Consider the following 21,316-nt stretch of genomic DNA (forward strand, 5'->3'; position numbering starts at 1 on the left):
ACCGGATGCCACAGCTACTGCCGCAGCCACTCGACGGGCTGTCCGCGATCGTTACGGGCGCGGGCCGCGGCCTCGGCCGCGCCGAGGCGCTGGAACTGGCCGGGCTCGGGGCGAGCGTCGTCGTCAACGACTACGGGCAGCCGGGCCGCGACGGCTCCGGTGAGGCGTCGGCCGCCCCGGCGGAGGAGGTCGCCGCGGAGATCCGCGCGGCGGGCGGGCGGGCCGTCGCGCACCTGGGCGACGTATCCGACTACGAGCAGGCGGGCGAGCTGATCCAGCTGGCCGTCGATACGTACGGCAAGCTCGACATCCTGGTCAATAACGCGGGCATCCTGCGTGACCGGATGATTTTCTCGATGACCGAGGAGGAGTGGGACTCGGTGATACGGGTCCACCTCAAGGGCCACTTCAACACCACGCACTTCGCGGCCGGCCACTGGCGTGAGCGGTCGAAGGCGGCGGGGGGCCGTCCGGTGTACGGCCGGATCGTCAACACCTCGTCCGAGGCGTACCTGGCGGGTTCGGCGGGCCAGCCCAACTATGCGGCGGCCAAGGGTGGCATCGTCGGCCTGACGACGTCGACGGCGCTCGCCCTCGCCAAGTACGGGGTGACGGCCAATGCGATCTGCCCGCGTGCGCGTACGCGTATGACGGAGGACGTCTTCGCCGGCTTCGCGGAACCCTCGGCCGGAGAACTCGACGCGCTGGCCCCCGAGCACGTTTCCCCGCTGGTCGGCTACCTGGCGTCTCCGGCGGCTGCCAAGGTCAACGGCCGGCTGCTGGTGGTCCACGGCGGCATGGTCGCGGTCATGGAACGCCCCAAGGTGGCGGCGAAGTTCGATACGTCGAAGGACGTTTTCTCGTACGCGGAACTGGACGACCGGCTGTCGTCGTATTTCGAGGAGCGTCCGGCGAACGAGACGTTTGGGGCGGCGGAGGTGCTGGCCCTGAAGCACGGCTGAGGCGGGGGCGCCTGCGGCGGAGCCCCCACGCGGCGGCAGCCGCAAAATGTCACAGCCGGGAAGGGGCGGGGAGGGGAACTGCGCCGCAGGCAACCCGCACTGCACGGTGCCCGCACACGCACGCACCGCACAGGCACCGCCCCCACCCAGCTGTCTGGCTAGCGCTCCGTCGACCCCCGCCGATGGCGCCCCCGGGCCGGAGCCGTCGAGTCTTCCGAAGCCGCCGCACCCCCTCGGTGCCTCCCGGAGTGGCCGGCTTCGTCCCGCCCGCCGCCCGCAGTCTGCGGGCGCGTCTGGGTCGTGTCGGTTCGGGCTTCAGACATGTGGGAGATCCCCTGGAATCGCTGCGTGCACTTTCATGTGGAGCAAGGCCCGCCCCGCCGATACGGCCAACCGCCCCGCCCCCGGCTCAAATTCAACCACGCGTTCAACCACGGACCCCACGCCCGGTGAGCGGCGACTGCTGGAGCGGTACGGGCTTGCACACCACAGGAGTGTCCAGAGGCCCAGATGGTTCCCCACCTGCGCATTCCACTTGTGCCGGTTCTGTGATCAAGACCTCCGGAAGGGGGTCGTCCGGTGCCTCCACGCGCGCCACCCCACACGGCACAGAAGCCGTCGCGTACGGCAGTTGCAGCACCCCCTCCCGAGTCCACAGACCCGCCCCGGCCAACCACCCCTCCGGCGCCGCGATTTGATGGAGCCGGCGCCCCGAAGGGCGCCACACCCCCACCCAACTCCCCGCTGCCCCGTCGATCCGCATGCCCACCGCGCAGTTCTCCGGCGTCAGCAACTGCCCCGGCTGCACCGCGAACGGCGTCACCGCGCAGTCGGCCGGTGCCAGGCATTCCGGGAACCGCACCGGCAGCATGCTCCCCAGCACGCCCCACCCCAGCCGGTCGTGACCGGCCGCGTCCGACCGGATCAGCAGCAGCCCGCTGTCCACATCCGCGAGCAGCAGCCGGTCGTTGCTGCTTTCCGTGATCTGCAGCAGCGGCGTCGCCTCCCCGCCCCGCTCCAGGTCGACCGCCACCGCCTTCTTCACCCCGTCCGACTCCCGGTCCAGGGCGAGCATCCGCCCCGTACGGTCCAGCCATACGCCGCCCGAGCAGCGCCCTTCCACCTCGGCGACGTGCTCGGGCCCGAAGGTGCCGCCCGCCACCAGCCATACGTGGGTGGACAGTTCGCCCACAGCGAGGGCATACGCGTCTGTGCCGCCCGGGGCCGGTGGCAGCAGCGCCAGCCGCTCGCACTCCACCGCTCCGACGGGCAGCTCCCCGGTCCGCGGCCCCGTCGGGTAGAGCAGGGAAAACACGTGCCGCCCGTCCACCCGCCGGTGGATGAGAACACGCCCGTCCTCCATCGGCAGCAGCCCGGTGTCCGCCTCCTCGGGCTGGTCCGCGGGCAGAGGCACGGCGTAGGGCTCGGGCCCGTCGAGCGTCCACCGCTCGGGAAACAGCGCGTCCCCGACGCCCGCCAGCCGCGCGGCGTACGAACCGTTGGCGGCGATCGTGAACACCGCCCGCCGCAGTGCGCCGCCGTCAGCGGCGCTTTCGATGGCACAGGCTGTCATCGGTCAGTCACCTCCGGCGACCGAAGCTAGTTTTCGTACTTCCTGCCGAACAACACGAGACCGCCCACTTCACACATAAGGGTGGCCATCACCTGATTCGGCTGAGCCGGTGCGGGCGGGTGTGCTGTTCGTGGCACCGGGAGCGATAAGTTAGGGCCGCCTAAGGACGAACGAGCATTGAGTTTCAGGAGCCCTTGAATGTCCATACGATGCCGCGGCGCCGCCGCTGTCTCCCTCGCCGTGGCCGCGGCGCTCTCCCTCGCCGCCTGCGGGGGCAGCGCCGACAAGAGCGCCGTCGCGAGCGAGAAGAGCGGCGGCGACAAGAAGGCCGTGGCACAGGGCGGCAAGGACTTCGGGGACGCCGCGGCGAAGACCGCCGCGTACGGCACGGACGCCGAGCCCGGCCAGTTCCCGCGCACCCTCACCCACGCCATGGGCAAGACCGAGCTGAAGGCCGCGCCCAAGCGCGTCGTGGTCCTCGACGTCGGCGAGTTCGACAACGTCGTCTCGCTCGGCATCAAGCCCGTCGGCTACGCGCCCGCCGAAGGCGACGAGGGCATCCCCGGCTACCTGAAGAAGGACGCCGGCAACCCCAAGAACGTCGGCACCATCAACAACCTCAACCTTGAGGCGATCGCGGCGCTCAAGCCCGACCTGATCCTCGGCAGCCGGCTCCGCGCCGCCGACAAGTACAAGGAACTGTCTGCCATCGCGTCGACCGTCTTCTCGATCCGCCCCGGCTTCACGTGGAAGGAGAACTACCTCCTCAACGCCGCGGCCCTCGACAAGACCGCCGTAGCGAAGGCGAAGCTCGACGCGTACGAGAAAAAGGCGAAGCAGCTCGGCACCGACATCGCCGAGAAGAGCGGGAAGGACGGGAAGAAGCCGACCATCTCGATGGTCCGCTACCTCCCCGGCAAGATTCGTCTGTACGCCAAGGCCTCCTTCATCGGCACCATCCTTGAGGACGCCGGCCTGTCGCGGCCCAAGAACCAGCAGATCAACGACCTCGCCGCCGAGATCAGCCCCGAGCGCATCGACGAGGCCGACGCCGACTGGATCTTCACCGGCGTCTACGGCGACCCCAAGGCCACCAGCCAGGACAAGGCCGAGGACAACGCCCTGTGGAAGAAGCTCGGCGCCGTCAAGAAGGGCCAGGCCAAGGACGTACCGGACGAGACCTGGTACCTCGGCCTCGGCGTGACCTCGGCCGACAAGGTCCTCGACGACCTGCGCACGCATTTGGTCAAGTAGGGGCTTTGGCCAAGTGGGGCCCTGGTCGAGCAAGCAGGGGCCCTGGTCAAGTAGGCGGCCTACGCCATGGGCGGCGGGGCACGGAGCGCAGGTAACCTGTCCCCGTGCCCCGTCTGTCTGAAGTCATCGCCGCGCTCGACGCCCTCTGGCCACCGGAGCGAGCCGAAAGCTGGGACGCGGTCGGTACGGTCTGCGGCGATCCCGACGCCGACGTGACCCGGGTCCTGTTCGCCGTCGACCCGGTCCAGGAGACCGTCGACGAGGCCGTGAGGCTCGGCGCGAACCTCCTCGTCACCCACCACCCGCTCTATCTGCGCGGTACGACGACGGTCGCGGCCTCCACCTTCAAGGGCCGCTCCGTGCACACCCTGATCAAGAACGACATCGCGCTGCACGTCGCCCACACCAACGCGGACAGCGCCGACCCCGGCGTCTCCGACGCCCTCGCCGGTGCGCTCGATCTGCGGGTCACCGGGCCCCTCGTGCCCGACCCCACCGACCCCAAGGGCCACCGCGGCCTCGGCCGTATCTGCGAGGTCGACCCCCCGGCCACCCTGCGCCACTTCGCCGCCCGCGTCGCCGCCCGGCTGCCCGCCACCGCGCAGGGCGTCCGCGTCGCCGGCGACCCGGACGCCCTCATCCGTACCGTCGCCGTCAGCGGCGGATCCGGCGACAGCCTCTTCGCCGAGGTACGGGCGGCCGGCGTCGACGCGTTCCTCACCGCCGACCTGCGCCACCACCCGGCCTCCGAGGCCCGCGAACAGACACCCCTCGCGCTGATCGACGCCGCGCACTGGGCCACCGAATGGCCCTGGTGCGAGCAGGCCGCCGCACAGCTCGACGAGATTTCCGACCGTCACGGATGGGACCTGCGCGTCCACGTCTCGAAGACCGTCACCGACCCCTGGACAACCCACCACTCTTCTGGAGCCCCCAACTGAACGCCGCGCCCGCCGACCAGATCCGTCTCCTCGACGTCCAGGCCCTCGACCTCCGCCTGTCACAGCTCGCCCACAGGCGTAAGTCCCTCCCCGAGCACGCCGAGCTCGAATCGCTCACCAAGGACCTCGCGCAGCTGCGCGACCTGCTGGTCGCCGCACAGACCGAGGAGAGCGACACCACCCGCGAGCAGACCAAGGCCGAGCAGGACGTCGACCAGGTGCGCCAGCGCGCCGTCCGCGACCAGCAGCGCCTCGACTCCGGTGCCGTCACGTCCCCCAAGGACCTGGAGAACCTCCAGCGCGAGCTCGTCTCGCTCGCCAAGCGCCAGGGTGACCTGGAGGACGTCGTCCTCGAAGTCATGGAGCGCCGCGAGACCATCCAGGAGCGCGTCGCCGAACTGACCGAGCGCGTCTCGTCCGTCCAGGCCAAGGTCGACGACACGACCGCGCGCCGTGACGCCGCGTTCGAGCAGATCGACAGCGAGGTCGCCACGGTCACCAAGCAGCGCGAGGTCGCCTCGGCCACCATCCCCGCCGACCTCCTGAAGCTGTACGAGAAGCTGCGCGTCCAGTCGGGTGGCGTCGGCGCCGCCCGTCTCTACCAGCGCCGCTGCGAGGGCTGCCAGCTGGAGCTCAACATCACCGAGGTCAACGAGGTGCGGGCCGCCGCTCCCGACACGGTGCTGCGCTGCGAGAACTGCCGCCGCATTCTGGTCCGTACGTCCGAGTCCGGCCTGTAAGCGATGGGACGCAGCCTCGTCATCGAGGCCGACGGCGGCTCCCGGGGCAACCCGGGGCCGGCCGGCTACGGCGCGGTCGTGCTGGACCCCATCACGGGGGAGACGCTCGCCGAGGCCGCCGAGTACATCGGCTTCGCCACGAACAACGTCGCCGAATACAAGGGCCTGATCGCGGGGTTGCGCGCCGCGCACGCCCTCGATCCCGACGCGACGGTCCATGTCCGTATGGACTCCAAGCTCGTCGTCGAGCAGATGTCCGGCCGCTGGAAGATCAAGCACCCGGACATGAAGCCGCTCGCGGCGGAGGCCGCGACGGTCTTCCCGCGCTCCCAGGTCACGTACGCGTGGATCCCCCGCGAGAAGAACAAGCACGCGGACCGGCTCGCCAACGAGGCGATGGACGCGGGCAAGAAGGGCAAGCAGTGGGAGCCGTCGGCTTCCACCGCCGAATTCGCTGCCCGTGACGCGGCTCGCGATGCGGAGGCGGCGCGAGTCGTCGGCGATGCGACGGCGGGTGCGGCGAAGGCGCGGGCGGCGCTGACGGGGGCGGCGACGCGTACGGCGTCGGTGGTCCCGGCGCCGGCGTCCGCGTCCGGCGTACGTGAATCCCCTGCTGCCCCTGCTGCCGCTTCCGCCTCTGCTGCGCCGGCTGTCGGTTGGGGGGCCGCCGCCGATCTCGGTACGCCCGCCACGTTCGTACTGCTGCGGCACGGCGAGACGGCCCTCACCCCTGAGAAGCGGTTCTCCGGCAGCGGCGGCGCAGACCCTGCGCTGTCGGCGGTCGGCCGGCGCCAGGCCGAAGCGGTCGCCGTGGCGCTGGCCGCGCGCGGCACCGTCCAGGAGATCGTCAGCTCCCCGCTGCGGCGCTGCCGTGAGACGGCGGACGTGGTGGCCGCACGCCTGGGGTTGACCGTTCGTATCGAGGAGGGCCTGCGCGAGACGGACTTCGGTGCGTGGGAGGGCCTGACCTTCGGCGAGGTCCAGGAGCAGTACCCGGACGACCTGAACGCGTGGCTCGCTTCGGCGAAGGCGGCCCCTACGGGTGGCGGCGAGAGCTTCGCGACGGTGGCCCGCCGGGTCTCGGCGACCCGGGACAAACTGATCGCGCGGTACGCGGGCCGGACGGTCCTGCTGGTCACCCACGTGACCCCGGTCAAGACCCTGGTCAGGCTCGCACTGGGCGCCCCGCCCGAGTCCCTGTTCCGCATGGAACTGTCGGCGGCGTCGCTGTCGGCGGTGGCGTACTACGCGGACGGCAACGCGTCGCTGCGGTTGCTGAACGACACGTCGCACCTGCGCTGAGCGGTAGTCCGGGGTGCGGTGGGTGCGGGGCTTCTTTCCCCACCCCGCCCCTTCGCGGCTGTGACATTTGCGGCTGCCGCCGCGGGGGGCTCCGCCCCAGACCCCGCTCCTCAAACTTCCCTAAGGACTACGTCCAGGGGGGACCCCGAGGGGCTGAGGTTTTCCGGCCGGGCCGGAAAACCTCAGCCCCTCGGAGTCTGGGGGCTCGCCCCCAGTTCGGGAAGGGGCGGGTCGGGGAACAAGCCCGCCGCAGGCGCCCCTAGGCCCGCAGCGCCGCCGCCTCCCGCGCCAGCCGCTGCGCCCCTACCCCCGCAACCCCGCCGCCTCCCGCGCCAGCCTCTCCACCCGGCCCCAGTCCTTCGACGCAAGCGCGTCCCCCGGCAACATCCACGTCCCCCCAACACACCCCACATTCCCCAGCGCCAGATACCCCGGCGCCGAAGCCCGCGTAATGCCGCCCGTAGGGCAGAACCTCGCCCCGGGAAGCGGCGCTGCGAGGGACTTCAGGTACGCCGTTCCGCCCGCCGCCTCCGCCGGGAAGAACTTCATCTCCGTCACCCCGCGCTCCAGCAGCGCCACGACCTCCGAGGCCGTAGACACCCCCGGCAGGAACGGAACGCCGGCCCCCCTCATCGCGTCCAGCAGCCCGTCCGTCCACCCCGGGCTCACCAGAAACCGCGCCCCGGCCGCAACCGAATCGGCCACCCCCGCCGCCGAAATCACCGTGCCGGCCCCGACCACCGCATCCGGCACCTCCGCCGCGATCGCGCGGATGCAGTCGAGCGCGGCGGGCGTCCGCAGCGTCACCTCGATCGCCGGCAGCCCGCCCGCGACCAGCGCGCGGGCGAGCGGAACCGCGTCGGCGGCGTCCTCCAGGACTACGACGGGGACGACGGCAGCATGTTCCAGCACGGAGGTCATGCCGTCATCCTGCCGACGGCACACGTCATGCGCAACGATCGTTGCGCGCAGCGCAACGCACACGGCCGCGCCTCAGTGAATCTGGCTCACCACCACATCCAGCGCCCACACCTTCCCCGCCTTCGCCGGAGCCGCCGCCTCCACCACATACCCGAGGTCCCGCAGTACGCCGACAAGCTCCCCGGGCCCGGCCGGCGCCGCTCCCGCCACCAGCAGGTCCCGTACGATCCGCCCCTTCGTCGCCTTGTTGAAGTGGCTGACGACGGACCGCTTCTCGACCCCGTCCGCGTCGATCTGCGAGTGCAGCACCCGCACTGTCGCCGTCCGCCCCGCCACCTCCCCCTTCGGCTTCCACGCAGCGGCGTACGCGGAGGACCGCAGATCCAGCACCAGCCCCTCGCCCGCCGCAGCGGGCATCGCGTCGGCCATCGGCCCCCGCCAGTACGCCCCCAACGCCCCGAGCCCCGGCAGCTTCACGCCCATCGAGCAGCGGTACGAGGGGATCCGGTCGCCGATCCCGACCGCGCCCCACAGCCCGGAGAAGACCAGCAGCGACTCCCGGGCGCGCTTGCGGGCGGCCGCGTCGAGGGATGCCAGGCCAAGGGCGTCGTACAGCACACCGGTGTAGATCTCCCCGGCCGGCCGGGCACCCGCCGTACGCAGATCCACGTTCTTGGCGACCTCGCCGCGCAGCCCCTCGCTCAGGCCCAGCACGACGCGCGCCTTCTCCTCGTCGGCGGCGCACAGCTCGACCAGCTCGTCCAGCACCGCGGCCCGCGCCCCCGCCAGCCCCGGCAGCGAGAGGGACTCCGGCTTCAGGGGCGCACCGGACCCGCTGGCGGCCTTTCCTTCGGACGGCGGCAAGAGCACGAGCACAGCGGGACTCCTTCGGATACGGCGAGTACGGCGGGTACGGCGTACAACTGGCGTACACCACACGCATACGCGCGGTCGCGTACGCGCAAAACGCCAGGGTAAGCCGAATCCCGCCGCGCCCTCCGGCCTGTCCAGACCTACGCTCGGACCATGCCCCGCCGCCATATCCATGTGATCGGTGCCCCCGAGGCCCCCCTCAGGGCCGCCCTTCGCGCGCTGCGCAGCACGCTCGATGTGCCGGAGGCCTTCCCGGCCGAGGTCATCGCGGAGGCCGAACGCGCCGCCAAGTCGCCGCGGCTGCCCGCCCTGGACGAGACCGGCATCCCCCTCTTCACCATCGACCCGCCCGCCTCCGCCGACCTCGACCAGGCGATGCACCTGGCCAGGCGCGAAGGCGGCGGTTTCCGGGTGCATTACGCGATCGCCGACGTCGCCGCCTTCGTCACGCCCGGCGGCGTACTCGACGCCGAGGCGCACCGCAGGGTCGCCACCCTCTACTTCCCGGACGAGCGGGTTCCGCTGCACCCGCGTCTGCTCTCCGAGGGCGCCGCCAGCCTGCTGCCGGGCCACACGGCCCCCGCCCTCCTGTGGCGCATCGACCTCGACGCGGACGGCCGCACCGAGGCGACCGACGTGCGCCGCGCGCTCGTACAGAGCCGGGCCAAGCTCGACTACGCGGGCGTACAGCAGCAGATCGACGCCGGTACGGCCGAGGAGCCGCTGGCACTGCTCCGTGACATCGGGCTGCTGCGCGAGGCCCTGGAACGCGAGCGCGGCGGCATCTCGCTCAACGTCCCCGAGCAGGAAATCGTCGAGCACGACCATGCATACTCCCTCGAATACCGCGCCCCGCGCCCCGTCGACGGCTGGAACGCCCAGATCTCCCTGCTCACCGGCATGACCGCGGCCGACCTGATGATGTCCGCGGGCACCGGCATCCTGCGCACCCTCCCCGCCGCTCCCGACGGCGCGGTCGGGCGCCTGCGCCGCTCCGCCAAGGCGCTGCGCATCGACTGGCCGCACCACGTCTCGTACGCCGAGATCGTCCGCTCCCTCGACCCCAGGAAGCCCGCCCACGCCGCGTTTCTGGAGGAGTGCACGACGCTGCTGCGCGGCGCCGGGTACACCGTCTTCCAGAACGGTGAGGTCCCCGAGCCGTCGGTCCACTCGGCGGTAGCCGCCCCGTACACCCACTGCACGGCCCCGCTGCGCCGCCTCGTCGACCGTTACGCGGGCGAGCTGTGCGTCGCGGCCGTCGCGGGCGAGGAGCCGCCGGAGTGGGTACGGGAAGCGCTGCCCGGCCTCTCGCAGACGATGGCCGAGGGCACGCGGCGTGCCAACACCGTCGAGCGCGAGTGCGTCGACATCATCGAGGCGGCGCTGCTCAAGGACCGGGTGGGCGAGGTGTTCGACGCCCACGTGGTGGACGTGAAGGAGAACGAACCGGCCGTCGGCACCGTCCATCTGCAGGACCTCGCAGTCGTGGCCCGCGTAGAGGGCGGCGACGAGAAGCTCCCGCTGGGCGAGCGCATCAGGGTCCGCCTCACCCAGGCCGACCCGGGCTCGGCGAAGGTCCGGTTCGCGCCCGCGTGAGGGCGGCGACGAGCAAGGCCGAGCCGTCCCCGCCTGCCAGGTAGCATGGTCGACACGGCAGACGAGCCGACCGGACGGCCGCGTGGGGATCTTCGGATCTCCCCGAGGAACGTCCGGGCTCCACAGGGCAAGGTGGTGGCTAACGGCCACCCGGGGTGACCCGCGGGACAGTGCCACAGAAAACAGACCGCCGGGGACTTCGGTTCTCGGTAAGGGTGAAACGGTGGTGTAAGAGACCACCAGCGCCTGAGGTGACTCAGGCGGCTAGGTAAACCCCACCTGGAGCAAGGTCAAGAGAGGCTGTCGCAAGACGGCCTTGCGCGGACGATCGAGGGCTGCCCGCCCGAGTTCGCGGGTAGACCGCACGAGACCGGCGGCAACGCCGGTCCTAGATGGATGGCCGCCTCCCCGGCCGCCGCGAGGCGACCGGGTGACAGAACCCGGCGTACAGGTCGACTCGTCTCTCGCCGGGGGCTGGGTCTGGGGATTTCCCCGGGTCCGGCCCCCGGGCCGTTCCTTGCAGGAGTGCGGGGGACCGGTGATCGTGCGCATCCTTGATACGGGCGCCGACTGTGCGGCGTCATGGCGCTTCATGCCGCGTAGCGAGGAGATCCCGTGACAATTCCTGTCGAGCAGCTCTCGGAGCCGGCCGTGCGTGCGTTCGTCGCCGCGGTCAACGCCAATGACCGTGATGCCTTCCAGGGCGCCCTGGCGCCCGCCGCGACCATGTCCGACGACGGGACCGAGAGGGACCTCGCCGAGTGGACGGAGCGGGAGATCTTCTCCTCGGGCGGCCACATGGACGTCGAGGCGCAGAAGGCGGGCGGCCTGTCCCTGGTCGTCAGGTATCGCAACGAGACCTGGGGAGAGATGCGTACCGCCTGGGACTTCATCGTCGACGGCGGGAAGATCGCCCGCTTCGAGACGGGGCAGGCCTGAGACCTGCCCCGCGGCCCGTCAGTGGCAGTACTTGGTGCCGTTGTTGCTGGTGGTCCAGGCGCACGAGTCGAGCTGAGTGCCGCTCGGCCTGATCAGGCGGGCCTTGTCGCTGGTGTTGTTCCAGACGTACGAACTGCGGCCCCAGTACCGGTGGGCCGTGGTGTTGGTGCCCTTGCCCGTGTGGACGCGCACCGTCGCGCCGGCACCGATCCTGTATGTGCCGAAGGTGTACGTGTAGCCCGTGTTGTCCTTGAGCTTGTAGTCCCTGAGCTGGATCGCCGAGCGGGTGTTGTTGTGGATCTCGACCCACTCGGCGTTCAGCGAGGTGTTGGTGCGGGTGTCACTGCCCGGGCTGTTGTACTGGATCTTGCCGAGGTGCAGACCGCCCTGGTGTGCTGCCGCCTGAGCGGGGGTGGTGGCGGCGAGCAGGGAGCCTGCCAGGACGGCGAGGGCGGCGGCATGTATGCGCAAGGTGCACTCCATGTGTGTGAACTGTGAAGGTCGCTGGAGTATAAGTTCGTGCACCCTGCGGAGGGATTGGTTCCGCTCAGGCGGTGGCGTCCGGGATGCGTGCACCCGCTCCGGTCACCCGGATTCGTGCGTCACCCGTTCGAAGTCCGACCGTCAGTACCCCCGGGCGGCCCATGTCGTCGCCCTGGTGGAGGGTGAGGGTCGCATCCGCCGGGACCAGGCCGAGTTCGCGCGCGTACGCCCCGAAGGCGGCCGCCGCCGCGCCCGTTGCCGGGTCCTCGACCACGCCGCCGACCGGGAACGGGTCGCGGACGTGGAACGTCGTCGCGTCCTGGCGCCACACCAGCTGAACCGTCGTCAGATCCAGGCGGCGCATCAGCGCGGCCAGCCGCTCGAAGTCGTACGACAGATCCGCCAGCCGCTCGCGGGTCGCCGCCGCGAGCACCAGGTGGCGGGCGCCCGCGTACGCGATGCGGGGCGGGAACGCCGGGTCCAGATCGCCGGCCGGCCACCCCAGCGCGGCCAGCGCCTCGGCCACATCCCCCTCCGCCGCCTCCTCGACCTTCGGCTCGACGCTGGTGAGCGTCGCGAGGTAGGTGCCCTCGGGGGACGCCGTCACCGTCACGGGCACCGTGCCGGCCCGGGTTTCGAAGACCAGGTCACCCGGGCGGCCTTGGTGCTCGGCGAGCGCCAGGGCCGCCGCGACGGTGGCGTGGCCGCAGAAGGGGACCTCGGCCTTCGGGCTGAAGTACCTGACGGTGAAGGCACGCCCGGGCTCGCGCTCCTCCGTGAGGAACGCGGTCTCGCTGTAGCCGAGCCCGGCGGCGACGGCGAGTATGGCCGCGTCGTCGAGTCCGGACGCGTCCAGGACGACGCCGGCCGGATTGCCGCCCTCCGGGTCGCTGGAGAAGGCGGTGTAGCGCAGGACTTCAGTACCGGTGAATGACTTCATACCGCGGCCAACGGCGGGCGGCGGCCCGGTGTTCCCTCAGCCCCGCCCCACGTACGGCATGGTCGTCGCCATGACCGTAGCGAACTGCACATTTGCCTCCAGCGGCAGCTCCGCCATGTGCAGCACCGTGCGCGCGACGTCCTGCACGTCCATCACCGGCTCGGCCATCAGCTCGCCGTTCGCCTGGAGGATGCCGGCCTGCATCCGCTCCGTCATGTCCGTCGCCGCGTTGCCGATGTCGATCTGGCCGCAGGCGATACGGTACGGTCGCCCGTCCAGCGACAGGGACTTGGTCAGGCCCGTCATGGCGTGCTTGGTCGTCGTGTACGCGATCGAGTGCGGCCGGGGAGCATGCGCCGAGATCGAGCCGTTGTTGATGATCCGGCCGCCCTGCGGGTCCTGACCCTTCATCTGCCGGTAGGCCGCTTGCGCGCACAGGAACGCCCCGGTGACGTTCACGTCGACGACCGAGCGCCATTCGTCGTACGCGATGTCCTCCACCGGCACGCCGCGCGGCCCGAACGTGCCCGCGTTGTTGAAGAGCAGATCGAGGCGCCCGTACCGCTCACGCACGGCGGAGAAGAGCGCGTCCACGTCCTCGGGCCTGGACACGTCCGCCCGTACGTGCAGGGTGTCGCCGGCTCCGGCCGACCTGGCTGTCGCGGCCGTCTCTTCCAGCGGTTCGATACGTCGTCCGGCCAGGGCGACCGACCAGCCCGCACCCGCCAGCGCGAGTGCGACGGCCCGGCCGATGCCCGAGCCCGCTCCGGTGACGACGGCGATCTTCGTCTGAGGGTTCATGGCCCAGCAGCGTACGTGACACGTACATGAAAGCGGTGCGACGTTCCGTGCCACTCCAATTTCTCTGACAACAGCCGTCAGGGGAGGGGCAGATGACAATCGCATCGCGTCATGGCCAGGAGATCACGGCCGCCGCACGGCACATCCACCGCCGCAGGTTTCTCACCGTCACCGGAGCCGCCGCCGCACTCGCCTTCGCCACGAACCTGCCGGGAAGCGCCCAGGCCGCCGAGCTCGACGCCAGGAAGATAACCGAGGACCCCTTCACGCTGGGCGTCGCATCGGGCGACCCTCTCCCCGGGTCCGTACTCCTGTGGACGAGACTCGCGCCCCGGCCGTACGAGCCGGACAGCGGCCTGCCGCAGGCCCGCGTCCAGGTGCGCTGGGAACTCGCGCACGACGCCCGCTTCAGCCGGACCGTCAGGCGCGGCCACGTCACAGCACACCCCGAGTTCGACCACAGCGTCCGCGTCGAGGCGGACGGGCTCGACCAGGACCGCGTCTACTACTACCGCTTCCGCGCGGGCGACTGGATCAGCCCGGTCGGCCGCACCCGCACCGCCCCCGGGCGCGGCGCGCGGATCAGCGAGCTGCGGCTCGGCGCGGTCTCCTGCCAGGCGTACCACGACGGGTACTTCACGCCGTACAAGCACCTCGCCGAAGAGGACCTCGACGTCGTCTTCCACCTCGGCGACTACCTCTACGAGTACGCCGTGAACGCCACCGGCGGCGCCCGCGCCCACACCGACCGCCGCCTGCCCGCGCACTACAACCGCGAGACGGTCACGCTGGAGGACTACCGGCTGCGGTACGCCCTATACAAGTCCGACCCGGACCTGATGGCTGCTCACGCCGCGCACCCCTTCGTCGTCACCTGGGACGACCACGAGACCGAGAACAACTACGCGGGCGGGACACCCGAGAACGACGTACCGCCCGAGGAATTCCTGCTGCGCAGGGCGGCGGCGTACCGCGCCTACTGGGAGAACCAGCCACTGCGCACCCCGCAGCAGCCCGACGGCGCCGACATGCGGCTCTACCGGCGGCTGCACTTCGGGCGGCTCGCACAGTTCGACATCCTCGACACCCGCCAGTACCGGTCCAACCAGGCCTACGGCGACGGCTGGCAGCTGCCGGGCCCGGAGTCCGAGGACCCGGCACGCACCATGACCGGCGAGGAGCAGGAGCGCTGGCTGCTCGACGGCTGGCAGGAATCGCGCGCACTGTGGAACGTCGTACCGCAGCAGGTCACCTTCGCCCGACGGCGCAGCGTCAACGACCCGAAGGTGAGCATGGACGCGTGGGACGGCTACCCGGCCTCCCGCAAGCGCGTGCTCGAAGGGGCGGAGGCGGCCGGGATCGAGAACCTGATGGTGCTCACCGGAGATGTGCACGTCTCGTACGCCTTCGACCTGAAGAAGGACTTCGAGAACCCGGACTCACCCACCGTCGGCACGGAACTCGTCACCACTTCCGTCTCCAGCGGCAAGGACGGCGCCGAGAGGCCCGCCAACTACGACCGCCTGATGCAGGGCAACCCGCACCTGAAGTTCTACAACGGCAGGCGTGGCTATACGACGGTCACGCTGGGCACCGACGCGGCGCGCGCGGACTTCCGGACGGTGTCCGCGGTCACCACGCCCGGGGCGCCGGTCACGACCGCCGCCTCGCTCGTCACGGAGGTGGGCAATCCAGGCCTGAAGCTGGCCTAGCTCTCGCCGTCCACCGGGTAGCGGACGCCGATGCGCTCACGTACCGCGTCGAGCGTCCGCATCACGGCGAGGGTGCCGTTCAGCGGGACGAGCGGCGACTCCGTCTCGCCCGCCCGCAGGCAGCGCATCACCTCGGCGGCCTCGTACTGAAGGCTGTTGCGATTCCCGTTCCCACCCACGACCTCCTCCGGCTCCCGCCCGTCCCTGTGCAGCACAAACCGGTCCGGGTAGAAGAACCCGCGCCCCAGCTCGATCCGCCCCGCCGTGCCGGTGACGGACGCCGTGATGGGGGTGTCGGCGGTTATGGAACAGCTCAGCAGGGCGGTCGCACCGGACTCCCAGCCGAGCAGCATCCCGGTGTTGAGATCGACGCCTTCGGGGGACAGCAGGGCGTCCGCCTGTACGCGGTCGGGCTCGCCGAGGATCAGCTGTGCGAACGACACCGGGTACACCCCGAGGTCGAGCAGCGCGCCTCCGCCGAGCGCGGGGTCGCGCAGCCGGTGCTCGGGGGCGAAGGGCCCGGCGAGCCCGAAGTCGGCGTGCACGGTACGTACGTCACCTATCGCACCGCTTCGTATGGTTTCCCCGAGCCGCCGGATGACGGGATTGCAGTACATCCACATCGCCTCCATCAGGAACCGCTCCTGGCGGCGGGCGACGGCGACGAGTTCCTCCGCCTCGCGGGAGTTGAGCGTGAACGCCTTCTCGCACAGCACGGCCCGGCCCGCCTCCAGGCACAGGCCGGCGGCGGCCCGGTGCGAGGAGTGCGGGCCCGCGACGTACACGACGTCGACGTCCTGGTCCGCGGCGAGCTCCGCCCAGCTGCCGTACGCGCGCGGGATCCCGAAGCGGTCGGCGAACGCGCGGGCGGCAGCGGTGCTGCGGGACGCCACCGCAACCACCTCCGCGTCCGGCATCCTCATCAGATCCGCGGTGAACACCGACGCGATGCCGCCGGTAGCCAGGACGCCCCATCGAACGGTTTCCTTGCCCATCCCAGCCCCCAGGAAAAAGGTCTCGACCACTCCGGACGAGCTGAGAGCATAGGTGCAGTTTCAACGACATGGAGATGCGAATGACGGAGACAGGCCAGTCCGCACAGGGCCACATACCCGGGGCGGAGGCCGAAACCGCAGCCGCCACAGGTTCTGCCACCGCCGCTTCTGCCACTCACGCTTCTGCCACTCGTCGCGCAAGTCTCCTGGTCACCCTGGTACTCGGCGGCCTCACCGCGCTGCCGCCGCTCTCCATGGACATGTACCTTCCGGCCCTCCCCGAGGTCACGGAATCTCTCCGCTCACCCGCCGCGACCGTGCAGCTCACGCTCACCGCGTGCCTGGCGGGCATGGCGCTCGGGCAGCTCGTCGTCGGCCCGATGAGCGACAGGTTCGGCCGCCGCAGGCCGCTGCTGCTCGGCATGATCGTGTACGTCGTGGCCACCGCGATCTGCGCGTTCGCACCGTCCGCGGAGCTCCTGATCGCCTTCCGCCTGCTCCAGGGGCTGGCGGGAGCGGCGGGCATCGTCATCGCCCGGGCGGTCGTGCGTGACCTCTACGACGGCGTCGAGATGGCCCGTTTCTTCTCGACCCTGATGCTGATCTCGGGCGTCGCGCCGGTCATCGCGCCCGTCATCGGCGGGCAGGTGCTGCGCCTGACGGACTGGCGGGGCGTTTTCGTCGTCCTCACCGCCGTCGGTGTCGTCCTCACACTCGTCGTATGGAAGTGGCTGCACGAGACGCTGCCGGCGGACCGGCGGCACGAAGGGGGCGTCGGCCAAGCGCTGCGCACGATGCGGGGCCTGCTGGCGGACCGCGTCTTCACGGGCTACATGCTTGCCGGAGGCCTCGCCTTCGCCGCCCTCTTCGCATACATCTCGGCGTCGCCTTTCGTGATCCAGTCCATTTACGGCGCCTCGCCGCAGACCTTCTCCCTGCTCTTCGCGATCAACTCGATCGGCCTGATCGGTGTCGGCCAGATCAACGGCAAGCTGCTCGTGGGCCGGGTCAGCATGGACAAGGTCCTGGGCTTCGGCATCACCCTCATCGCACTGGCCTCGCTGGCCCTGCTGCTGATGACCACCGGCGTCTTCGGAGAGGTAGGCCTGATCCCCATAGCGGCAGGCCTCTTCACCCTGATGTCAGCAATGGGCCTGGCCCTCCCGAACACCAACGCACTGGCCCTCACCCGCACCCCGCACGCGGCGGGCTCGGCGTCCGCGCTGCTGGGTACGTCCTCCTTCCTGATCGGCGCGATCGCCTCCCCCCTGGTGGGCATCGCGGGCGAGTCGACGGCGACACCGATGGCGGTGGTGCAGCTGACGTGCGCCCTGGCATCGATGACTTGCTTCGCAACCCTGTGCCGCCCATGGCAGCGCGCGTCGGACTGACGCGGGCTTCTTTTCCCCTACGCGCCCCTTCCCGGCTGTGACATTTGCGGCTGCCGCCGCGTGGGGGGGCAAGCCCCCAGGCCCCGGCCGGGGGGCGCGGGGCTGCCGCCCCACACCCCGGGGATGCGGCAGCTTCGCGCCGCAGGCGTGGCCCGGCTCCCGAGTACGGCGGCGTCGCGGCGCGGGGCGGGCCCTTAGTCCCGGCTGCGGCTGCTTCGCGTCGCAGGGGCGGGGTGCGGAGGAGGTCGGGGTCGTAGGGAGTGGCGTTCGGGACGTAGAGCGTGATGTGTGCGCGGGACGCCGGGAGGGCCCTCGGTGACCCGGGATCGCAGCTAAATCATGCAGTCCCGAATGCCGCTTCCGGAGACCCCGGCGCCCGGAGTGCCGCCCCCGGTAGCCAGCCCGACCTTCCGCAGCCAGCCAGCCAGCCAGCCAGCCAGCCAGCCAACCCGACCTTCCGCAGCCGCCCCGACCCCGCTCACTTCCGCCGCGCGTAAGCGATCAAGTGGTCCCGGTCCTTGCGGTCCGTCCAGCGGAACAGTGCCGTGGACGACAGTTCCGTCGCCGGCAGCTGGATGTTCGCGGGCAGTGCCGTCGGCTCCCGTGTCGCCAGGTCCGCCTCCACCGGGGTGCGCGTGGCCGTCGTGCCGTACGCCACGCCCGCGTCCGTCACCGTCTCCAGCGAGAGCGACATCGGCTTCGCGCCGTCCGAGTCCTCGAAGCAGTGGCCCGTCTTCGACTCCAGGTCGAAGCCCAGGCTGCCCGCCACCAGGTACCGGCCCTCGGGGGACAACGCCGCCGCCGGGTACTTCCCGGGCTCTATCGCCGGCTTACGGCACTCAGCCGTGGCCAGCGTCTTTCCCGTCTCCGCGTCGTGCACCGCCCAGATGTCGTGGTCGCGGTCCTTCTTCTTCTGCCACTTGGCGAGTACGTGCCCACCCGTCACAGCCGTCGGCACGCCCGACGCCGCGTCCGCCCCCGCCGGCGCCGTCTTCCGGCTGTGCCAGCCGCCCCGCACCCAGAACTCCCGGCGCCCGCTCACCAGCAGCCCCTTCCCGGTCACCGACCGCACCTCGGTCTGCACCCGGCACGCACGGCAGCCCGCGGGGTAGCGCAGATCCTTCGGGGCGGCCTTCGTGACCCGGCCGGTGACGGGGTCCACGACCGCGCTGTCCGCGCCGCCGTCGCTGATGAGGATGCCGGGGCCCGTTCCGTTGACGGTGGGGTCGTCGGCCCAGGGGATTTCGATCCGCTGCTGGGTGCCGCTCTCGACGTCGTACACATCGAGGGCGACGATCATGTCGGCGGCGGTCAGCGCGTCCTCGCCGATCTTCCCGTAGGACCAGGTGGCGAAGAACTCCCGGCCGTCCTTGGTGACGGCCAGCACGTGGGGAAAGTAGGTCGGGTCGGACAGCGGCCGCCACGCGTCGCCCATCCACCGCGTCCGCCCGGTGGCGGCGTCGACGGCACGCAGCCGGAAGCGCGTGGCGGAGACCCGCTCCAGGTAGCCGACCGCGTCCGCGACCCGCGCGACGGCGTACTCGGGCGAGGCGCCGACGACCTCCCAGCCCCGGTCGCCGGTGTACGCCGAAGGCACCGGCACCCGCGTCAGCGTCGCCGCGCTCTTCTTCGGGGGCTTCGTCGGCCCGGGCTTCTTCTTCCCGCCCGAGGTGCCGCCGCACGTGGCCAGCAGGAGCAGCAAGGCCAGGACGAGCACACCTGCCACCAGGGCCACGCGTACGACCCGCTGTGTCATGGTCCCTGGTCCCCCCGACCCCCGACGGTCACATCAACGGCCGTCAGCGTAGCAACCTGTCAGCAACTCGCCCTTACCGCACAGCAGTTCAGGAGCACGCCCGCACCTCATCCCAAAGGTGCCTAAAATCCTTCAGTGAACTCCACCCTCCCCACCGCAGAAGCCCTGCGCACCGCCCTCGCCGGGCTTCTCGACGGGCTGCCGCCCAAACAGGCCGCACAGGCCGTCGAGCGGCTGATCACCAGCTACCGGGGAACCACCCCCACCGCCGCCCCCGTACTGCGCGACCGCTCCGACGTGGCCGCGTACGCCGCGTACCGGATGCCCGCGACGTTCGAGGCGGTACGTTCCGCGCTCGCCGCACTCCGCGCCGCGGCCCCGGACTGGACCCCGGCGACGCACACGGACGTCGGCGGCGGCACGGGAGCGGCGAGCTGGGCCGTGGCGGAGGCCTGGGAGGAGGCGGCCGCCAGCACCGTCCTGGACTGGGCGGAACCGGCCCTCGCCCTCGGCCGCGAACTGGCCGAGGCCTCCGGCTCACCCGCCCTCCGCGCCGCCACCTGGCAGCGCTCTCGCATCGGATCGTCGCTCCACATCGAGAGCACCGATCTCGTCACCATCTCGTACGTCCTGAAGGAACTGACGGCCGCCGACCGCACCACAGTCGTCACCGAGGCCGCCCGCGCGGCCCAGGCAGTCGTGGTCGTCGAACCCGGCACCCCCGACGGCTACCTCCGCATCATCGAGGCCAGGGACCGGCTCATCGAGGCGGGCATGCGCGTGGCCGCTCCCTGCCCCCACAGCGGCACCTGCCCCATAGAGGAGGGCACCGACTGGTGCCACTTCTCGGCCAGGGTGAGCCGCTCGTCCCTGCACCGCCAGGTCAAGGGCGGGTCGCTGCCGTACGAGGACGAGAAGTTCAGTTACGTAGCGGCAGTCCGCTTCGACGCGGATGTGGACCCCGTCGCCGCCCGGGTGGTCCGCCGCCCGCAGATCCGCAAGGGCCTGGTCCTCCTGGAGCTGTGCACCCGAACGGACGGCCTCACCCGCGAAACGATCAGTAAGAAACGCCACGGCGACCTCTACAGGGCCGCGCGCGACACCGACTGGGGCGACGCATGGCCGCCCCCGCCGGCAAACCAGGACCAGCACCAGGAAGAGATCTAGGCAATCCAGGCCCGCAGCTCCTGCGTGCAGCACTTCACGCTGCCGCCTCCCTTGAGCAGCTCCCCGAGGTCCATCCCGACCGGCTCGAACCCCCGCGCCCGCAACGGCCCGAAGAGCCCGACCGCACCCTGCGGCAGCAGCACATGCCGTCCGTCGCTCACGGCGTTGAGCCCGAGCGCGGCGGCATCCGCCTCCTCCGCGACGATCGCGTCGGGGAAGAGCCGGGCGAGGACGGCGCGGCTGCCCGGGGAGAAGGCGCCCGGGTAGTACATGACCTCGTCCGTACGGTCGTCGAGAACGGCCAGCGCGGTGTCCAGGTGGTAGTAGCGCGGGTCGACGAGGTCCAGGCCGATGACCGGGCGGCCGAAGAACTCCTGCGCCTCGTCGTGCGAGAGCGGGCTGGAGCGGAAGCCGCGCCCGGCGAGGATCCAGGACGAGGTGACAGCGAAGTCCCCCTCGCCCTCGTTGACGTGCGAGGGCTCGTGGATCTCGGTGAAGCCGTGCGCCCGGAACCACTCCAGATGCACCTCGGCCTCGAGTGTCCGCTCCGCGTAGGCGAACCGGGCGCCCAGCACCCGGCCGTCGACGACGGTGGCGCCATTGGCGGCGTACACCATGTCGGGCAGTCCGGGCCTGGGGTCGAGGAGCTCGACGGTATGGCCGAGGCTCCGGTAGCGGTCGCGCAGGTCCTCCCACTGGGCGAGGGCCAGCGGCAGGTCGACCGGTTTCGCGGGATCCATCCAGGGATTGATGGAGTACGTCACCCTGAAGTGCTCCGGGGGGCACATCAGATAACGGCGGGGCGAAGCGTCACGAGGCAATGAGGGCTCCTCACGAGCGGCATGGGGCACAGAGTGTGCGTGAGGCCATGGTGCGCCGTCCGGAGCCGGGGCACATGAACCGATCGGGTGGTTCCCGACTGGTCAGCGAACCGCCGGCCCACCACAGCGAGACGCAACGTCTCGCCCGC

General features: G+C 71.1%; 19 protein-coding genes and 1 other RNA gene. 11 read left to right on the forward strand and 9 right to left on the reverse strand.

All coding sequences use genetic code 11. The annotated features are described in order from the left end of the window. The first annotated feature begins 5 nt into the window (after nucleotides 1–5). Nucleotides 6–962, forward strand: coding sequence for a 3-oxoacyl-ACP reductase (locus tag J7I98_RS35190; protein WP_214929125.1), 957 nt, complete (start codon nucleotides 6–8; stop codon nucleotides 960–962). 427 nt (nucleotides 963–1,389) lie between these two features. Here the strand turns inward: J7I98_RS35190 and J7I98_RS35195 are convergent, their stop codons facing one another. Then, complete coding sequence (locus J7I98_RS35195; protein WP_214929126.1) at nucleotides 1,390–2,535, reverse strand: hypothetical protein; 1,146 nt, start codon at nucleotides 2,533–2,535, stop codon at nucleotides 1,390–1,392. Nucleotides 2,536–2,733: 198 nt separating this feature from the next. On the opposite strand from J7I98_RS35195, the gene J7I98_RS35200 reads away from it, so the two are divergent. From J7I98_RS35200 to J7I98_RS35215, 4 genes are all read left to right on the forward strand, one after another. Beyond that, nucleotides 2,734–3,789 (forward strand): ABC transporter substrate-binding protein, encoded by a 1,056-nt coding sequence (locus J7I98_RS35200; RefSeq protein ID WP_214929127.1) that lies wholly within the window; start codon nucleotides 2,734–2,736, stop codon nucleotides 3,787–3,789. Nucleotides 3,790–3,893: 104 nt separating this feature from the next. Next, a complete protein-coding gene (locus J7I98_RS35205) occupies nucleotides 3,894–4,730 on the forward strand; it encodes a Nif3-like dinuclear metal center hexameric protein (RefSeq protein ID WP_214929128.1) in 837 nt (278 codons plus the stop codon). Continuing rightward, nucleotides 4,727–5,470: a zinc ribbon domain-containing protein gene (locus J7I98_RS35210; RefSeq protein WP_214929197.1), complete on the forward strand. Its 744-nt coding sequence runs from the start codon at nucleotides 4,727–4,729 to the stop codon at nucleotides 5,468–5,470. Before J7I98_RS35205 ends, J7I98_RS35210 begins: the two co-directional genes overlap by 4 nt. A gap of 3 nt (nucleotides 5,471–5,473) precedes the next feature. After that, the gene (locus J7I98_RS35215) at nucleotides 5,474–6,772 is read left to right on the forward strand and encodes a bifunctional RNase H/acid phosphatase (RefSeq protein ID WP_214929129.1); all 1,299 of its coding nucleotides are present in this window, start codon (nucleotides 5,474–5,476) and stop codon (nucleotides 6,770–6,772) included. A 303-nt stretch (nucleotides 6,773–7,075) separates the two neighbouring features. Here the strand turns inward: J7I98_RS35215 and eda are convergent, their stop codons facing one another. Together eda and yaaA are read right to left on the reverse strand one after the other, a co-directional pair. Continuing rightward, nucleotides 7,076–7,693, reverse strand: coding sequence for a bifunctional 4-hydroxy-2-oxoglutarate aldolase/2-dehydro-3-deoxy-phosphogluconate aldolase (eda, locus tag J7I98_RS35220; protein ID WP_214929130.1), 618 nt, complete (start codon nucleotides 7,691–7,693; stop codon nucleotides 7,076–7,078). Nucleotides 7,694–7,765: 72 nt separating this feature from the next. Beyond that, nucleotides 7,766–8,569, reverse strand: a complete 804-nt coding sequence (gene yaaA / locus J7I98_RS35225; RefSeq protein WP_214929131.1) for a peroxide stress protein YaaA — start codon at nucleotides 8,567–8,569, stop codon at nucleotides 7,766–7,768. A 150-nt stretch (nucleotides 8,570–8,719) separates the two neighbouring features. Here yaaA and J7I98_RS35230 point away from each other — a divergent pair, with 150 nt between their 5' ends. The 3 genes from J7I98_RS35230 to J7I98_RS35240 all read left to right on the forward strand — a co-directional run bounded on the left by J7I98_RS35230 (nucleotide 8,720) and on the right by J7I98_RS35240 (nucleotide 11,101). Further along, the gene (locus tag J7I98_RS35230) at nucleotides 8,720–10,162 is read left to right on the forward strand and encodes an RNB domain-containing ribonuclease (RefSeq protein ID WP_214929132.1); all 1,443 of its coding nucleotides are present in this window, start codon (nucleotides 8,720–8,722) and stop codon (nucleotides 10,160–10,162) included. 62 nt (nucleotides 10,163–10,224) lie between these two features. Beyond that, nucleotides 10,225–10,626, forward strand: an RNA gene (gene rnpB / locus J7I98_RS35235) — RNase P RNA component class A. A gap of 151 nt (nucleotides 10,627–10,777) precedes the next feature. Continuing rightward, nucleotides 10,778–11,101 carry a nuclear transport factor 2 family protein gene (locus J7I98_RS35240; protein ID WP_214929133.1) on the forward strand — a complete coding sequence of 108 codons (324 nt, stop codon included), beginning with the start codon at nucleotides 10,778–10,780 and terminating at the stop codon, nucleotides 11,099–11,101. A gap of 18 nt (nucleotides 11,102–11,119) precedes the next feature. Here J7I98_RS35240 and J7I98_RS35245 read toward each other — a convergent pair whose 3' ends face one another. The 3 genes from J7I98_RS35245 to J7I98_RS35255 all read right to left on the reverse strand — a co-directional run bounded on the left by J7I98_RS35245 (nucleotide 11,120) and on the right by J7I98_RS35255 (nucleotide 13,325). Beyond that, entirely contained in the window at nucleotides 11,120–11,572 is a 453-nt protein-coding gene (locus J7I98_RS35245; protein ID WP_251021647.1) for a lamin tail domain-containing protein, read from the reverse strand. A 76-nt stretch (nucleotides 11,573–11,648) separates the two neighbouring features. Next, nucleotides 11,649–12,524, reverse strand: coding sequence for a PhzF family phenazine biosynthesis protein (locus J7I98_RS35250; RefSeq protein WP_214929135.1), 876 nt, complete (start codon nucleotides 12,522–12,524; stop codon nucleotides 11,649–11,651). A gap of 36 nt (nucleotides 12,525–12,560) precedes the next feature. Beyond that, entirely contained in the window at nucleotides 12,561–13,325 is a 765-nt protein-coding gene (locus J7I98_RS35255; protein WP_214929136.1) for an SDR family oxidoreductase, read from the reverse strand. Nucleotides 13,326–13,417: 92 nt separating this feature from the next. Between J7I98_RS35255 and J7I98_RS35260 the strand changes: the two genes are divergently transcribed. Further along, the gene (locus J7I98_RS35260) at nucleotides 13,418–15,037 is read left to right on the forward strand and encodes an alkaline phosphatase (protein WP_214929137.1); all 1,620 of its coding nucleotides are present in this window, start codon (nucleotides 13,418–13,420) and stop codon (nucleotides 15,035–15,037) included. Here J7I98_RS35260 and J7I98_RS35265 read toward each other — a convergent pair. Beyond that, nucleotides 15,034–16,032, reverse strand: a complete 999-nt coding sequence (locus tag J7I98_RS35265; protein WP_214929138.1) for a Gfo/Idh/MocA family protein — start codon at nucleotides 16,030–16,032, stop codon at nucleotides 15,034–15,036. The genes J7I98_RS35260 and J7I98_RS35265 overlap by 4 nt on opposite strands. Nucleotides 16,033–16,106: 74 nt before the next feature. Here J7I98_RS35265 and J7I98_RS35270 point away from each other — a divergent pair, with 74 nt between their 5' ends. Continuing rightward, on the forward strand, nucleotides 16,107–17,423 hold the full coding sequence (locus tag J7I98_RS35270; RefSeq protein WP_214929198.1) for a Bcr/CflA family multidrug efflux MFS transporter: 1,317 nt from the start codon (nucleotides 16,107–16,109) through the stop codon (nucleotides 17,421–17,423). A gap of 478 nt (nucleotides 17,424–17,901) precedes the next feature. Here J7I98_RS35270 and J7I98_RS35275 read toward each other — a convergent pair whose 3' ends face one another. Further along, complete coding sequence (locus J7I98_RS35275; RefSeq protein ID WP_214929139.1) at nucleotides 17,902–19,179, reverse strand: hypothetical protein; 1,278 nt, start codon at nucleotides 19,177–19,179, stop codon at nucleotides 17,902–17,904. Nucleotides 19,180–19,314: 135 nt separating this feature from the next. Between J7I98_RS35275 and J7I98_RS35280 the strand changes: the two genes are divergently transcribed. Further along, a complete protein-coding gene (locus J7I98_RS35280) occupies nucleotides 19,315–20,346 on the forward strand; it encodes a small ribosomal subunit Rsm22 family protein (RefSeq protein WP_214929140.1) in 1,032 nt (343 codons plus the stop codon). On the opposite strand, the gene ddaH is transcribed toward J7I98_RS35280, so the two are convergent. Continuing rightward, on the reverse strand, nucleotides 20,343–21,197 hold the full coding sequence (ddaH, locus tag J7I98_RS35285) for a dimethylargininase (RefSeq protein ID WP_374225206.1): 855 nt from the start codon (nucleotides 21,195–21,197) through the stop codon (nucleotides 20,343–20,345). The genes J7I98_RS35280 and ddaH overlap by 4 nt on opposite strands. Nucleotides 21,198–21,316: the final 119 nt, after the last annotated feature.

The sequence above is a fragment of the Streptomyces sp. ISL-98 genome, from assembly GCF_018614055.1.
In the GTDB taxonomy this organism is placed as follows: domain Bacteria; phylum Actinomycetota; class Actinomycetes; order Streptomycetales; family Streptomycetaceae; genus Streptomyces; species Streptomyces spiramyceticus.

Bases quoted from the DNA above. Each gene is read 5' to 3' on its own strand.
- J7I98_RS35265 (WP_214929138.1), bottom strand. From the start codon at position 16,032: ATGGGCAAGGAAACCGTTCGATGGGGCGTCCTGGCTACCGGCGGCATC.
- J7I98_RS35270 (WP_214929198.1), top strand. From the start codon at position 16,107: ATGCGAATGACGGAGACAGGCCAGTCCGCACAGGGCCACATACCCGGG.
- J7I98_RS35215 (WP_214929129.1), top strand. From the start codon at position 5,474: ATGGGACGCAGCCTCGTCATCGAGGCCGACGGCGGCTCCCGGGGCAAC.
- J7I98_RS35195 (WP_214929126.1), bottom strand. From the start codon at position 2,535: ATGACAGCCTGTGCCATCGAAAGCGCCGCTGACGGCGGCGCACTGCGG.
- eda (WP_214929130.1), bottom strand. From the start codon at position 7,693: ATGACCTCCGTGCTGGAACATGCTGCCGTCGTCCCCGTCGTAGTCCTG.
- J7I98_RS35230 (WP_214929132.1), top strand. From the start codon at position 8,720: ATGCCCCGCCGCCATATCCATGTGATCGGTGCCCCCGAGGCCCCCCTC.
- J7I98_RS35190 (WP_214929125.1), top strand. From the start codon at position 6: ATGCCACAGCTACTGCCGCAGCCACTCGACGGGCTGTCCGCGATCGTT.
- J7I98_RS35275 (WP_214929139.1), bottom strand. From the start codon at position 19,179: ATGACACAGCGGGTCGTACGCGTGGCCCTGGTGGCAGGTGTGCTCGTC.
- J7I98_RS35260 (WP_214929137.1), top strand. From the start codon at position 13,418: ATGACAATCGCATCGCGTCATGGCCAGGAGATCACGGCCGCCGCACGG.
- J7I98_RS35250 (WP_214929135.1), bottom strand. From the start codon at position 12,524: ATGAAGTCATTCACCGGTACTGAAGTCCTGCGCTACACCGCCTTCTCC.
- J7I98_RS35200 (WP_214929127.1), top strand. From the start codon at position 2,734: ATGTCCATACGATGCCGCGGCGCCGCCGCTGTCTCCCTCGCCGTGGCC.
- J7I98_RS35255 (WP_214929136.1), bottom strand. From the start codon at position 13,325: ATGAACCCTCAGACGAAGATCGCCGTCGTCACCGGAGCGGGCTCGGGC.